Raw genomic sequence first — 14,764 nt, 5'->3', positions numbered from 1 at the left:
ACACCGTGTCATCACCGGATCCGCGCGGCACATGACCGCCAGTGAGAACCGGCTCAGCCCTGGGTCTTCTCGGGAGCGGAGACCCGGGCGGGCTCGGACTCCACGAGCGACTTGAGGTTGGAGGCGGCCGCGGCGGCGGGGTTGGGCGCCATGCGGTGCAGCAGGGCGGCCATGGCCAGGTTCTGCGCGTCGCTGGTGAGGCCCGGCTTGGAGAGGATCTCCTTCAGATCGGCCGGGAAGTCCTTCTCGCCATTCAGGTAGCCGCTGAAGGCCTTGCGCAGCGTCTCGCTCTGGTCGAGCGCGCCGTCCACGGACTGGCCCACGGAGATGGCCTTGATGAAGCGCTCGAAGAACTGGCCGTCGCCGCCGACGATGTTGATCTTCGCGTGGCCCATGGTCTCGGCGAGCACCTTGGACTGGGACTCGGCGATGTCCTTGCGCACCTGGATGGTGGCGAGCTCCACGTCGCGCTCCTTCTGGAGGCGCAGGCGGAACTCCTCGTGCTCGCGGGTGGCGCCCTGGAGCAGCTTCATGGACTCGGCCTTCTCGGCAAGGCCCCGGGCCTCGGCGAGCAGCTTCTCCTCGATGGCCTTGGCCTCGGCGAGCAGCTTCTCGCGGATGGCGACGGCCTCGGCCTCGCCGCGCTTCTGGATGGCGGCGGCCTCGGCCTCGCCGATGGTGGCGCGGGCCAGGCCCTTCTCCTTCTCACCCACGGCCTCGGCGAGCAGCTTCTCCTTGGCGGCGGAGGCCTCGGCGAGCCCGCGCTCCTTGGCGGCGATTGCCTCGGCCAGGCCGCGCTCCTTGAGGACGGCGGCCTGGGCCATGCCCTGCTTCTCGATGACGGCGGCCTCGGCCTCCTTCACGCGCACCTGGGCCATGCCCTGCTTCTCGACGGCCAGGGCGTCGGCCTCCTTCACGCGCACCTCGGCCAGACCGTGGGCGGCCTCCTCGGCCTGGATGCCCTCGGACAGACGCATCTTCGCCTTGGCCGTCATGTCGGCGGCCTGCAGCTCGGCCTCGGCGATGGTGAGCTTCTCCTTGGCGGAGTACTTGGACACCTCGTTGCTGGCCTCGGCGGCCTTGATGTCCTTGACGAGCTTCTCCTGGGCCTGGGCCTCGGCGGTGATGAGCAGCGCGTCCTTGCGGCGGGTGGCCTCGGCCTTCACGCGCAGGTCCTTGATGCGCTCCTCCTCCTCCGCCACGCCCTTCTCCACGGCGATGCGGGTGCGCACCACGTCGGCGATGGCCTTCTTCTCGGCCTCGAGCTGCTTCTCCTTGCCGATGCGCGACAGCTCCACCTCGCGCTCGCGGTTGATGGCCTCGAGGGAGCGGTCCTTCTCCACGCGCTCGGTCTCCACGCCCACCACGCGCTCGCGGTTCTTCTGCGCCACTTCCACCTGGCGCTGCTTGTTCTGCTCGTTGATGAGGATCTCCTCCTCGGCCTTGATGCGCGCCAGCTGCTGCTTGGCGTACTCCTCGGCCTTCACGCGCTCGGCCTCGGCGGTCTCACGGGCGGTGATGGAGTCGATCTCGCGCTTCTGCTTGGCGGCGGCCTCGGCGCGCTGGCGCTCGAGGGCGAAGATGGCCTCGTCCGACTCGACGTTGCGCTTGGTGATGTTCATGCGCTCGTTCTGCCGGAACTCGTTCGTCTGGACGTTCTGGACGGACGTGAGCTCGGTGATCTTCCGGATGCCCTCGGCGTCGAGGATGTTGTCCTTGTCGAGCATCTCGACGGGGGTCTGCTCCAGGAAGTCGATGGCGCAGTCCTCGAGCATGTAGCCGTTGAGGTCCTTGCCGATGACGCGCAGCACCTCGTCCTTGATGGCCTCACGCTCGGTGTAGAGGTCCTTGAAGTCGAACTTCTTGCCGGCCGTCTTGAGGGCCTCGGAGAACTTGGCCTCGAAGAGGTTCTCGAGCGTCTCCGGATGGCTGGCGCGCTCGCAGCCGATGGCCTGGGCCACCTTGAGCACGTCCTCGCGCGTCTTGTTCACCCGGACGAAGAAGGTGACCTTGATGTCCGCGCGGATGTTGTCCTGGCAGATCAGGCCCTCCTTGCCGCGGCGATCGATGTCGATCGTCTTGAGGGCGATGTCCATCACCTCGGCCCGGTTGATGATGGGCCACACGACGGAGCCGGTGAAGGTGACGAGCGGCTCGCCCTTGAAGGGGTTGATGATCAGCGCGCGTCCCTGATCCACCTGCCGGTAGAACCTGGAGACGATGAAGGCGGAACAGAAGAGGATGAACAATCCTCCGGTGATTCCAATACCAGCAGTGACGATTGGATCCATGTCGGTGCGATTCCCGAGCGAGTAGACCGGGGGAACCTATCACGCGGCCGGAGTCCCCCGCTAACAGCCCCGGCGCGGTATTGAGAAGTCTAGAAGAAGGACAGCGGCACTACCTCGTCCGGGACCTGTCCCGGGCGAGCGCTGCGGCGGTGAGCGGATCCTTCAGGTGATCCAGCTCCTGCGGCAGGAGCCAGTCCACCGGCTCCACCTCGTAGGCGTCGCGGGCGGCATCGTAGTTGAGGATGAGCGCCTTTTCACCGCGCGTGAGTTGGTTGGCCTTGTCACACACCACGTTGAGCAGGAGGCCGGCGCCGCCGTCCTCGAAGGTGGCGTGGCCGAACTTGCCATCCACATTGCCGCTGGAGATGACACAGACGCGGCCCATCAGCTCGGAGCGGCGAGGCGCCTGGTGCGTGGCGAACATGGGCCGCAGGGGCCGCACCGCGAAGCCCGCGACCACCAGACCCACCGCGAGGCACAGCGCGGCGATGCCACCGCCGACGAGCGCGCCAGGCAGGAAGCCGAGCGCATCCTTGGCCGGTCCGGCGAAGGTCAGCGACATCAGCCAGGAGAGGAAGACCACGGCGCTGACGGATACCGTCACGGGGACGCCGCCGAAGCCGAGCACCTCGAAGATGCTGGCGCCGGCCTTGGCACCGCCCTCGAGCGCAGCCTTGGCACCGCCCTCCATGGCGGCCTTGGCGCCCCCCTCCACGGCGCCCTTCACGCCACCTTCGAGCGCCTCGGCCGCGCCCGCCTTGGCTCCCAGGGCGAAGTCGCCAATGTCCCCATCGAGCAGGTCGACGCCCACGGCGCCCACCATGACGATGAGCCAGTAGCCGATCACCACTCCGAGCGGGATGGTGAAGAGGATGGTGGGAAAGGCGAGGATGGCGGCGAGGAACTCGGTCATCGGGCCTGCAAGCGGAGAGGTGGCTGGGAGTCTAGTCCAGTCTTGCGGGGATACGGCAATCCTTCCCGACGATTTCCGGTCTGGTCCCCCTCCAGGCGAGCGGGCCGGGGCTGCGTTGACGGGGTGGGCCTGGCTGCACAGCCATTCCTGACGACGGCGCACGGAGCGCACGGCCGGGAGCCAGGGCACGGGCATGACGCATATCGAAAGACTGCGGCAGGACGGAATCCGCCGGCGCGGGAGCCCCCAGCGAGGCTTCCACTATGTGCAGGCGAGCGGGAAGCCAGTGCCGGCGAAGGAACGTGAGCGCATCGAGGCGCTGAAGCTGCCGCCCGCGTGGAAGGACGTGCTGATCAGCCCGTCGGCGGCGTCGAAGCTGCAGGCGATGGGCAAGGACAGCGCGGGCCGGTGGCAGTACCGCTACCACGAGTCCTTCACGAAGCGGCGGGACGTGGAGAAGTACAAGCGGGTGGTGGACTTCGCGAGGGCCCTGCCGAAGCTGCGGCGGCGGGTGGCGGCGGATCTGCGCCAGCCGGGGCTGGGGCGCGACAAGGTGATGGCGTGCCTGCTGCGGATATTGGGGACGTGCTTCATCCGGGTGGGGAGCCAGCAGTACGCGGACGAGAACAAGAGCTTCGGACTGGCGACGCTGCGGGCGAAGCACGTGAAGGTGAAGGGGGACACGATCATCTTCGACTTCCCGGGCAAGAGCGGGAAGCAGCAGTACCGGGAGCTGAGGGATCGGCAGGTGGCGCGCGTGGTGCGCGAGTGCCTGAAGCGGCCGGGGCGGGACGTCTTCAAGTTCGTGCTGGACGATGGGTTCGTGGTGGACGTGAGGCGGCGCCACATCAACGAGTACATCCAGGAGGTGATGGGGGCGCGCTACAGCGCGAAGGACTTCCGCACGTGGGGAGGGACGCTCATCTGCGCGTGCGCGCTGGCCCGGGCGAAGGAGCGGGTGCACCACGAGGCCGCGAAGGACGGGACGAAGCTGACGAAGAAGACGATGGTGGCGGCGGTGAAGGAGGTCTCCGAGCACCTGGGGAACACGCCCGCGGTGGCGAGGGACTCGTACATCTATCCCTCGGTGCTGGCGATGTTCGAGAAGGGCCAGGTGGTGGACCGATTCTTCAATTCCGTGGACGAGCTGGCCCAGCACGAGAAGCCGGTGCTGCACTGCGCGGAGAAGGCGCTGCTGGAGATGCTGGAGGAAGGCAAGCGGCCCGCGGTGTAGGCCTCCCCTGCCCCGCTGCTGTCACCCAATGCCTTCCGACAGAAAAGGCGCCGTACGGCTCGCGGACGAGGCGGCGACCTCCGCGGGAGTTCCAGCGACCACCACCCTGCCCCCCTCGTCACCTGCACCGGGGCCGATGTCGATGACCCAATCGCTCGCCGCGACCACCCGCATGTCGTGCTCGACGAGGATGACGGTGTTGCCCGCCTCGACCAGCCCATCGAGCTGCGCCATGAGCTTGTCCACGTCGGCGGGATGCAGCCCCGTGGTGGGCTCGTCCAGGATGTAGAGCGTGTTGCCGCGCTGGAGCCGCTGGAGCTCCGTCGCGAGTTTGATCCGCTGGGCCTCGCCGCCGGAGAGCTCCGTCGCGGGCTGGCCCAGGCGCAGGTAGCCCAGGCCCACTTCCCGCAGAACTCCGAGCGAGCGCAGCACCTGCGGCTCCTCGGCGAAGAACGCGTGGGCCGCGTCGACGGTCATCCCCAGCACCTCGGCGATGTTCTTTCCGCGGTACTGAATCTCCAGGGTCTTGGCGTTGTAGCGCGCTCCATGACACGTGGGGCACGGCGCGTAGACGCTGGGCAGGAAGAGCAGCTCGACACTCACGAAGCCCTCGCCTTCACAGGTCTCGCAGCGGCCCTTGGCCACGTTGAACGAGAAGCGCCCGACGTCGTAGTTCCGGGCCCGCGCGGCCTTCGTCGCCGCGAAGAGCTTGCGGACGTTGTCGAAGAGCCCCGTGTAGGTCGCCAGGTTGGAGCGCGGCGTGCGGCCGATCGGCTTCTGATCGACCCGTACCAGCCGCTTGATGCCCTCCATCCCCGAGACGATCCGGCCTCCCGTGGTGAGCACCACGGAGCGCTCCAACTCCTCACCCTCCTCTTCCTCCTCGAGGACCTCATGCCCGAGCTGCTCGGCGACCAACTCCACCAGGACCTGGCTCACGAGGCTCGACTTGCCCGAGCCGGAGACACCCGTCACGGAGGTGAAGACGCCCAGCGGGAAGTCGACATCGAGGTTGTGCAAGTTGTTGCGGGAGATGCCCTCGAGGCGGAGCCATCCCTTGGGCTCGCGAGGCGTGCGGCGCTTCGCGGTCTTCCCGGCTCCGAAGAGGTAACGCCGCGTCTGGGATGCATCCACAGCCGCGAGCCCTTCGAGCGGACCACTGTAGAGGATCTGTCCGCCCTTCTCGCCCGCCGCTGGACCGACGTCGACGATCCAGTCAGCGTGGCGGATGACATCCACCTCATGCTCCACCACGAACAGCGAATTCCCCGAGCCCTTGAGCTGATCCAACGCCTTGAGCAACGACTCGGTGTCCGCTGGATGGAGCCCCGCGGAGGGCTCGTCGAGCACGTACACCACGCCGAACAGGTTGGAGCGCACCTGGGTGGCGAGCCGCAACCGCTGGAGCTCACCGGGTGACAGGGTCGGCGTGCTGCGCTCGAGCGAGAGGTAGCCCAGCCCGAGCTCGCTGAGCACCTGGATGCGCGCCAGCAGATCCCTGGCGATCCGCTGGGTGACCAGCGCCTTCTCCGGATGCTCGCGCGCCAGCTTCGCCGCCCCGGGGGCCGTCCCGTCCACGAAGGGCTGAAGGATGCTGGCCACGCGCTTCAGTGGCAGCCGGGAGAGCTCTCCAATGTCGAGCCCCGCGAAGGTGACGGACAGGGACTCACGGCGCAACCGCTTGCCCAGGCAGAGGCGGCACTCCCCGCTCACCATGTACTGCGACACGCGCTTCTTCATCAGCGCGCTCTGCGTCGTGGCGAAGGTCTGCAGCACGTACTTCCGGGCGCCGGTGAACGTCCCGATGTAGCTGGGAGGCTCCTTGCGCTTGAGCGCACGGCGCGTCTCGGCCGGAGTGAAGCCCGCGTAGACCGGAGCGGTCGGCTGCTCGTCCGTGAAGAGGATCCACTCCCGGTCCTTCTGGGGAAGGTCCCGCCAGGGGCGGTCCACGTCGTAGCCGAGCGACACCAGGATGTCGCGCAGGTTCTGGCCGTGCCACGCGGGAGGCCACGCGGCGATCGCGCGCTCGCGGATGGTCAGCGAGTCATCCGGCACCATCGACTTCTCGGTCACGTCGTAGACGCGGCCCAACCCGTGGCAGTTGGGACAGGCGCCCGCCGGAGTGTTGGGCGAGAACGCATCGGAGTCGAGGTGCGGCTGACCGGGCGGATAGGTTCCGGCCCGCGAGTACAGCAGGCGCAGGGAGTTGGCGATCGTGGTCACGCTGCCCACCGACGAACGGGTGGTGGGCGTACCGCGGTGCTGCTGGAGGGCCACCGCCGGGGGCAGGCCATCGATCGAATCGAACTCGGGGACGCCCGCCTGGTCGATCAGCCGCCGCGCGTACGGGGCCACGGATTCGAAGTACCGCCGCTGCGCCTCCGCGTAGAGCGTCCCGAAGGCCAGCGAGGACTTGCCCGAGCCAGAGACGCCCGTGAAGACCACCAGGGCGTCACGGGGAAGCTCGACGTCCACGTTCTTCAGGTTGTGCTCTCGAGCCCCTCTCACCCGGACGAATCCCGTCTTGGTGTCGCCTGGAGTCTCCGGAAGGTGATGACCGCGATTCTTGGGCATGCGCTCCACTCGGGAAGTTCGAGACCCGCTCTTGGCTGAATGTGGTGCCGGGGACAATGAAGGAAAAGGGGGCCTGCCCGCCTGCATGCCGTGTCTTCATCCCAGGTCTCCGGACCGGGACCCGCTAAGCTCCGGGGCGTGAGCGAGTTCGTCACCCACCGTGAAGCCATGCCCGCGGAGAAGCTGGAGGCCCTTCGGGAGGCCCTGCTCTCCTCGCGCTTCGTGGCGCGGAGTCCGCTGATGGGGACGTTCCAGAGCAGCCGGGGTTTCGCGCTCATCTTCACGGAGGCGGGGCAAGCGAAGCTGGAGGAGCGCTTCCCGTTCCTCCGGGACTACCTGGCGCTGGTGATGGACCCGGCGAGCTCGCGGGGACTGTTGCCCTGGCGCGAGCGGATCTTCGGTCCGAGCAAGGAACGGCGCAGGCCGAACGCCTTCTACGTGAACCTGCTGTTGCTGGAGCCCGGGCGGGGTGTGGGCCGGCACATCGACGCGACGCTGCAGGAGCCGAGCGGAGTCCCGGGAGCGACGCCGGAGCATGTGAGCGTGCTCTACCTGAACGTGCCCGAGGGCGTGAAGGGTGGCGCGTTGGTGCTCTCGCGTGGATCAGAGCCATCGGGCGAGGTGCGTCCGAGGCCAGGGATGCTGGTGCACTTCCGGGGGGACCTGACGCACGAGGTGCGGCCCTTCACGGGCGGCCCGGAGGGGGCTCTGCGGGCGAGCCTCGTGTGCGAACAGTACGCCTTCGAGCCCGAGGCACTCGCGCGGCTGCCCGAGTTCCGCATCCAGTCCAAGGCGGGTTTCTCGGCGTACCTGCAGGAGCACCACGAGCGCGGCAGTATTCCCTCTCCCTCTGGGAGAGGGTCAGGGTGAGGGTCTTCCACAGGCGACGACCCTCACCCCCCGCCCTCTCCCAAAGGGAGAGGGAGCATGCGCAACACGACTACCGCAGCCGGGCCACCAGCGAGCCCAGCTCGCGCGACTTGTGACTGTCCCTCCGCGTCACCTGGATGGCGAGCGCCTCGGCCGCCGCGGCCACCTCCCGCCGCACGTCCGCTGGCAGCTCCGCCTCCACCAGCAGCTCGGGCACCTCCGAGAAGCGGCCGTACTCATCCGCGACGTAGGCCGCGAGCAGCTCCTCGGCCACGGTCCGTGCCGCTCCCGCCACCCTCGCCGCGAGCCCTAGCGCCACCCTCGCCAGCTGCGCGCAGAAGAGCGCCAGCTCATCCTCGTCCGCGATGCTGTCGAACACCCGCGGCAGGACCTTCACGAAGTAGCGGAGCACCGCCACGCCCTCCACCGGATAGCCCTCGGCGAAGGAGCGGATGTCCCCGAGCAACCGCTCCAACCGCGCGATGTAGCTGGGCACCTCGCGCCAATCCACGTACTGGACCCCCATGGCCTCGTCGATGGCCCGCCGCAACCGCCGGGACAGGGCCGCATCCGCCCCACCCGCCTCCACCGGTCCGTCGAGGACATGCCGCAACTGGGGATCCGCCAGGAATTGCTCCACGGCGAAGTCGAGCAGCCGCTCCCGGGGCCAGGACTCCAGCCGGGCCCGGAGCTCGGCCCTCAATGCCGGCCCATGTCGCTGTTGGCCACCGTGCTTCCGGTTCATCGGGCCAAATCTAACCACCCCCACCGGAAACGTCACCTGAATGCGGGTGACTCCCAAAGTGGTGTGGTCCGCGCCGCGCCGGAGCCCGGAAACGACAAAGCCCCGCCGGTTCATCACCGGCGGGGCTCCGTCTTCTTCGAGTTGCGGGGGCAGGATTTGAACCTGCGACCTTCGGGTTATGAGCCCGACGAGCTACCAGGCTGCTCCACCCCGCGACATGTCTCTACCCACTGCACTGCCTTCAACGATAAAGCCCCGCTGGCTCAGCACCAGCGGGGCCTCATCCACGAGTTGCGGGGGCAGGATTTGAACCTGCGACCTTCGGGTTATGAGCCCGACGAGCTACCAGGCTGCTCCACCCCGCGATATCGTTTTCTGCTGCTGCTCTATGTCAAACACCGGAGACCCTGTCATCTATTTCCGGCAGGGTCTCCGGCTTGTCTGAGTTGCGGGGGCAGGATTTGAACCTGCGACCTTCGGGTTATGAGCCCGACGAGCTACCAGGCTGCTCCACCCCGCGGCGTCGAAGCGGGAGGCTAAGTACCGCCCTCCCCCTGTACCGTCAACTGTTTTCCTCGAACGCCGGGAGGCGCGTGCCCATTCCCCGCGCCTCCCGCGTGCGCACAGCGCGCCGGGCGTTACTTGCCCGACTTCTTCAACAGATCGGCGAACGTGCCGAATCCCTTCTTGCCGCCGCCAACGGGCTGCTGGCTCTTCGTCCACGCCTCGACCTCCGCGCGCTCCTCGGCCCGCTCGGCGGCGGTGATGGAGAGGCGGATCTTCCCGGAGGCGTCGATGTCCACGAGGGCCACCTTCAGCTCCTGGCCGAGCGAGAACTTCTTGCGCAGGTCCGTGCCGCGCTCGGTGCCCGTCTCGGAGGCGGGGATGAGACCCTTGCCGCCGGGGAACACGAGGAACACGCCGTAGGGCTCGATGCGGTCCACCTTGCCCACCACCACCTGGCCCACCTTCGGGCGAGGCGCCGCGGGCTCGGCGGGCTTCTTCTCCTGGGCGGCGGCGGGGGCCGGACGCTCCTCGGCGGGGCGCTGGGCCTCCTCCTCGGTGATCCGGCGCAGGCCGATGCGCTTGTCGTTGGGCTCGATCTTCTCCACCTGCACCCAGATGGTCTCGTCCACCTGCACCACGTCGCGCGGGTGCGCGATGCGGCGCTCGGACAGCGCGGAGATGTGCACCAGGCCGTCCACGCCCGGACGCAGCTCCACGAAGGCGCCGAAGGGCTGCAGCCGCACCACCTTGCCCTGCAGCCGGTCGCCCTCCTTGATCTCCGCGATCGCCGCCTTGAAGGGATCCTCCTGGCGGGCGCGCATGGAGAGCGTGATGCGCTCCTTGTGCTTGGCCTTGTCGGGCGAGTTGGGCTGGGCGGCCTCCATACGGAGGATCTCCACCTCCACCTCGTCGCCCTGCTTCACCACGTCGCTCGGGTGGGCCACGCGCATGTAGGACATCTCGGAGACGGGGATCATGCCCTCGACTCCGCCCAGGTCCACGAAGGCGCCGAAGTCACGCACGCCGGTGACCTTGCCCTTGACGACCTTGCCTTCGGAGAGCGTCTCGCGCGTCTTGGCGGCCAGCTTGCGCTGCTCGTCCTCGAGCAGCGAGCGGCGCGAGAGCACCACGTTGCGATCGCGCACCTCGGTGACGCGGAAGGTGAGCTTCTCGCCGATGAACGCGTCCGGCTTCTCCACGAAGCGGATGTCCAGCTGGCTGATGGGGCAGAAGGCGCGCACGTCGCCGATCGCGACCTCCACGCCGCCCTTGTTCACGGAGAGGACCATGCCCTCCACGGGCATGCCGGAGGCGCGGGCCTCGGCGAGCATGGCCATGTTGGCGCTGCCCTTGGCCAGCGCGCGGCTGAGCAGGATGCCCCGGGCGCCCGCCTCGATGACGTGCGCCTCGATGGTGTCACCCACGCCGTAGCGCAGCACGCCCTCGTCGTCCTTGAGCTCGCGCAGCTCGATCATCGCCTCGCTCTTGGCGTTGGACAATGTCACGAAGGCCGTGTCCGCGCCGAGCTGGAAGATCGTGCCCGACACCTTCTCGCCGATGCGCACCGCGCGCCGGCCCGGGACGCTGCCGTCCTTCTGCTGCGCCTCGAACATCTCGGCGAAGGACTCGGACTCGGGGACCTCCTCGTACAGCGCGCTGCTGGGAGCCGGCGCGGGAGGGGCCTTCCTGGGGGCCGGAGCCGCGGAAGCCACCGGAGCGGCCGTCTCGACCGGAGCCGCGGCCTCGGTGGCGGGCTCGGCCGGAGCGGTCGACGACGGCTCCGGGGTCACCGGGCCCCGCGTCTCCACCGCACCCGAGGCGCGCTTGACGACCACCATGGGGCCCTGGGGACGGCGCTCGCCGCCACCCTTGCCACCCCGGTCGCCACCACCACGGCCACCGCGCTCACCGCCCCGCTCACCCCGCGGACGGCGATCGTCACGGCCGCCACCCTCGCGGGGCGCACCCTGCTGCGGCTGGGCACCGGCCTCACCCTCCGGCTTCGCCGGACGGGCCTCGCGCTCGCCACTCCGCTCGCCGCGCGGGCGATCCGAGCCGCGGTCGCGATCACGGCCGCCGCGCTCCTCGCGCTCGCCGCCACGGCCCGCCGGGATGCCGAGCATCACGTCGCCAAAGGTGGCCTTGGGCTTCTTGGGACCAAATCCCCCAGGACCGCCACCGCCACCAGAACCAACGGAACCGTTCTTCTCGTCGCTCACTGCCAGGACCTTCCTGAACGTAATCGGAATCCAGCCTTGGGGGACCGTCCCCCCATGCTGGGTAAAAAGGCGGCGCACTCTATACATGCGCCGTGCTTGGACGGAAGACGCATGTGGTCATCTTCTGTCAAGCGCACCCGGAACCCCTCCATAACGCGACATGTCGCCTGTCCCATCCCCCACCCCGGGAATCGGGCTCGCCCGCCCGGTCAGCGCGCGGCTCTGCGACGGAGGATGCGCTGGAAGACGGCCTTCGCCTCGGGGATGCCCAGGACGCCCGTGATGCCGAAGTAGACCGCCCCGAAGGGCAGGACCACCGCCAGGAAGAGGACGATGGGATGTAGGTGTGGCGGAGCTAGCAGGCTTCCACCCCACTCCGCCTCCACCCCCGGCATGGTCCCCAGCGCCCGGGCCAGGGCCAGCTTGATGCCCAGGCCCGTCAGCCCGGCCGCCAGTCCGGCCCCCCACAGCTTGAGCAACAAGGCCCCGGGGACCCCCACGTGGCCTATCTGCCCCACGAGCGCCCGCCGGAGCATCTGCGCCTCGAACCAGGCCACCATGCCGCTCGTCACCGTGAGGAACACCGCCCCCAGGTGCTCCGGCAGGCCCACCAGTCCCGGCAGCCGCAGCGCCAGGAACCAGGCCGCCGCGGCGCCCAGGCCCACCCGCACCACCGCGAAGCGCAGCGGCGTCTTGGTGTCCTTCATCGCATAGAAGGCCGAGGCGTACAGTCGGCCCAGCGCGGAGGCCACCAGGCCCACCGCCGAACCCATCAGCAGGTACCAGAGGTAGCGCGTGTCCGCGGCGGTGAAGCGGCCCGTCTGCAGCAGTCCGCCCGCCACCACGTCTCCAATGAAGAGCAGCGCCGCCGCCGAGGGCACCACGAAGAAGGCGATGCGGCGCGCGCCCGCCTCGATGCGCGTGCGCAGCTTCGTGGCCACCTCCTCCCCCGCCCCGGCCGTGCGCGACATCTCCGGCAGCTCGGCCGCGGAGATGGACATGCCGAAGAGGCTCACGGGAATGAGGTAGATGGTCTGCGCGTACGTCAGCGTGGACAGCGCCCGGTCCGCGATGAGCGACGCATAGGACGTGTCCACGTAGGCGCTCACCTGCACCACGCCGCGGCCGATGACCACCGTGCCGAAGCTGCGCAGCACCTGGCGCACGGACTCGCTGGCGGTGGACAGCGTGGGCCGGAAGCCGCCGAGCATCCGCAGCACCGACGGCACCTGCACGCCGAACTGCAACAGGCAGCCCGCCACCACACCATAGGAGAGCACCACCACCAGCCGCTCTTCCGGCAGCCCGCGCATTCCCGCCACCACCAGCGTGGCGATGATGGCCAGGTTCCACACCACCGGGGCCAGGTACGACAGGAGGAACTTCCGGTGGCTGTTGAGCACGCCCAGGCACCACGCGGACAGCACCAGCATGCCCGTGCCCGGGAAAAGGATGCGGACCAGCTGGATGGCCAGGGTCCGCGCCTCGCCCTCGAAGCCCGGGGCGATGGTGTCCACGAAGAGCGGCGTGGCGAGCATGCCCACCGCCACCATCACACTGGTGGCCACCGCGAGCAGCCCGAACACCGCGCCCGCGACCCGGTCCGCCTCCTTCGTATCGCCCTTCCCCAACAGGCCCGCGTACACGGGGATGAACGAGCCGGAGAGCACGCCCTCGCCGAAGAGGTTCTGCAGGAAGTTGGGGATGCGCAGCGCGGCCTTGAACACCGCCGCGGCCATGCCGTTGCCCAGGTAGTGCGCGAAGAAGCGCTCGCGCACCAATCCCATCAAACGCGAGGCGAAGATGCCCACCGCGACGAACAGGGCGCCTCCACCTCGGGCACGCGTCCCGGGCGAGACGGGCCGGGGTTCAGGAACGGGGGAGGGAGCGGAGCGTGGAGGGGGAACGGTCACAAGAGAGCAGGCACTCTATGCGGAGCGTTCACCTGCTTGAAGCACGAACTCCCGTGCCATGGTTTCTCTTGACGGTTCCCCCGACAGGCCGCAATGGTCTGCGCTCCCATGGCTGGTTCCCCAGATAACGACCTCTCGACCGATGTGGCGCTCGTCCGCCAGGTCCTGGCACGCGAACTGGAGACCATCAACGAGTACGAGGCCCATGCTCGCGCCGCCTCCACCCCGGAGCTGCGCGACTTCTTCCTGCACCTCGCCGCCGAGGAGAAGGAGCACGTGGCCGAGGCCGTCCACATGCTGCGCCTCCTCGACGCGGGGCAGGAGGCGCACTTCGCCAAGCCCGTCACCACGAGCCACTTCCAGGGTGCCATCGAGGGCAAGCCGTCCCCCGCTCCCGCTCGTGCCCCGGCCGCCGCTCCCGCCACGGCGGCGCCGTCCGCGGCCGCTCCGTCCGAGCCCGCTGCCCGGGGCCCGGCCCGTGGCGGACGCAATGGCCAGGCCGAGCCGCCTCCTGGCCTCGTTCAACCCGAGCGCGTCCTGTATGGCGTGCCCGCCCCGCCGCCCAGCCCGGGCGTCCAACCCTTGACTGTCGGCTCGCTGCGTCGCGGCCGCTGACGCCGTAACTCCCCTGGAGCGTCCCATGCCTGATTTCCTTGGACATGCCGAGAACCCGCTGCGCGAGGACGAGTGGGCTCGCCTCAACGAGACCGTCATCCAGGTCGCCCGCCGGTCGCTCGTCGGCCGCCGCATCCTGGATATCTACGGCCCGCTGGGTGCCGGCGTGCAGACCGTCCCCCATGACGAGTACACCGGCGTGAGCCCGGGCGCGGTGGACATCGTCGGCGAGCAGGAGACGGCCTCCGTCTTCACCGACGCGCGCAAGTTCAAGACGATCCCCATCATCTACAAGGACTTCCTGCTGCACTGGCGCGACATCGAGGCCGCGCGCCTGCACAACATGCCCCTGGACGTCTCCGCCGCCGCCGGCGCCGCCGCCCTCTGCGCCCAGCAGGAAGACGAGCTCATCTTCTACGGGGACCCCAAGCTCGGCCACGAGGGGCTGATGAACGCCACCGGCCGCCTCACCGTGCCGCTCGGCGACTGGACCACCCCCGGCACCGGCTACCTGGCCATCGTCGAGGCCACCCGCCGGCTCAACGAGTCCGGCCACTACGGCCCCTACGCCGTCGTCCTCTCGCCCCGCCTCTACTCCATGCTGCACCGCATCTTCGAGAAGACGGGCGTGCTGGAGATCGAGACCATCCGTCAGCTCGCCTCCGACGGCGTCTTCCAGTCCAACCGGCTGCGCGGCGACTCGGGCGTGGTGGTGTCCACCGGCCGCGAGAACATGGACCTGGCGGTGGCCATGGACATGGTGGCCGCCTACCTGGGCGCCTCGCGGATGAACCATCCCTTCCGGGTGCTGGAGTCGCTCATCCTCCGCATCAAGCACCCCGACTCCATCTGCACCCTGGAATCCACGCCGAACCGCGGTTAG

Annotated in this window: 10 protein-coding genes and 3 tRNA genes; 4 read left to right on the top strand and 9 right to left on the bottom strand. The window is 69.0% G+C overall.

Annotation, left to right across the window (positions count from 1 at the left end):
• Window positions 1–53: 53 nt before the first annotated feature.
• Window positions 54–2,291, bottom strand: coding sequence for a flotillin family protein (locus tag BO221_RS45655; RefSeq protein WP_073567209.1), 2,238 nt, complete (start codon window positions 2,289–2,291; stop codon window positions 54–56).
• A gap of 109 nt (window positions 2,292–2,400) precedes the next feature.
• Complete coding sequence (locus BO221_RS45650) at window positions 2,401–3,204, bottom strand: hypothetical protein (protein ID WP_073567208.1); 804 nt, start codon at window positions 3,202–3,204, stop codon at window positions 2,401–2,403.
• A gap of 193 nt (window positions 3,205–3,397) precedes the next feature.
• Here BO221_RS45650 and BO221_RS45645 point away from each other — a divergent pair, with 193 nt between their 5' ends.
• Window positions 3,398–4,438, top strand: coding sequence for a DNA topoisomerase IB (locus BO221_RS45645; RefSeq protein WP_073567207.1), 1,041 nt, complete (start codon window positions 3,398–3,400; stop codon window positions 4,436–4,438).
• 21 nt (window positions 4,439–4,459) lie between these two features.
• On the opposite strand, the gene uvrA is transcribed toward BO221_RS45645, so the two are convergent.
• Entirely contained in the window at window positions 4,460–7,012 is a 2,553-nt protein-coding gene (gene uvrA / locus BO221_RS45640) for an excinuclease ABC subunit UvrA (protein WP_073567206.1), read from the bottom strand.
• A 138-nt stretch (window positions 7,013–7,150) separates the two neighbouring features.
• Here uvrA and BO221_RS45635 point away from each other — a divergent pair, with 138 nt between their 5' ends.
• Complete coding sequence (locus tag BO221_RS45635) at window positions 7,151–7,882, top strand: 2OG-Fe(II) oxygenase (protein ID WP_143196063.1); 732 nt, start codon at window positions 7,151–7,153, stop codon at window positions 7,880–7,882.
• Between the two features lie 70 nt (window positions 7,883–7,952).
• Here the strand turns inward: BO221_RS45635 and BO221_RS45630 are convergent, their stop codons facing one another.
• From BO221_RS45630 to murJ, 6 genes are all read right to left on the bottom strand, one after another.
• Window positions 7,953–8,627, bottom strand: coding sequence for a hypothetical protein (locus BO221_RS45630; protein ID WP_143196062.1), 675 nt, complete (start codon window positions 8,625–8,627; stop codon window positions 7,953–7,955).
• Between the two features lie 141 nt (window positions 8,628–8,768).
• Window positions 8,769–8,842: transfer RNA gene (locus tag BO221_RS45625), tRNA-Met, on the bottom strand.
• A 76-nt stretch (window positions 8,843–8,918) separates the two neighbouring features.
• Window positions 8,919–8,992 (bottom strand) — tRNA-Met (locus BO221_RS45620).
• Between the two features lie 81 nt (window positions 8,993–9,073).
• A tRNA-Met gene (locus BO221_RS45615) sits at window positions 9,074–9,147 on the bottom strand.
• 118 nt (window positions 9,148–9,265) lie between these two features.
• Entirely contained in the window at window positions 9,266–11,353 is a 2,088-nt protein-coding gene (locus tag BO221_RS45610) for a S1 RNA-binding domain-containing protein (RefSeq protein ID WP_073567203.1), read from the bottom strand.
• A gap of 209 nt (window positions 11,354–11,562) precedes the next feature.
• Window positions 11,563–13,266, bottom strand: a complete 1,704-nt coding sequence (gene murJ / locus BO221_RS45605; RefSeq protein WP_369866128.1) for a murein biosynthesis integral membrane protein MurJ — start codon at window positions 13,264–13,266, stop codon at window positions 11,563–11,565.
• A gap of 108 nt (window positions 13,267–13,374) precedes the next feature.
• Here murJ and BO221_RS45600 point away from each other — a divergent pair, with 108 nt between their 5' ends.
• Entirely contained in the window at window positions 13,375–13,881 is a 507-nt protein-coding gene (locus tag BO221_RS45600; RefSeq protein WP_073567246.1) for a ferritin, read from the top strand.
• A 25-nt stretch (window positions 13,882–13,906) separates the two neighbouring features.
• Window positions 13,907–14,764, top strand: coding sequence for a family 1 encapsulin nanocompartment shell protein (locus BO221_RS45595; protein WP_073567202.1), 858 nt, complete (start codon window positions 13,907–13,909; stop codon window positions 14,762–14,764).

Source organism: Archangium sp. Cb G35 (genome assembly GCF_001896145.1).
Lineage (GTDB): Bacteria > Myxococcota > Myxococcia > Myxococcales > Myxococcaceae > Archangium > Archangium violaceum.
This window is presented reverse-complemented; position numbering and strand designations above follow the sequence as displayed.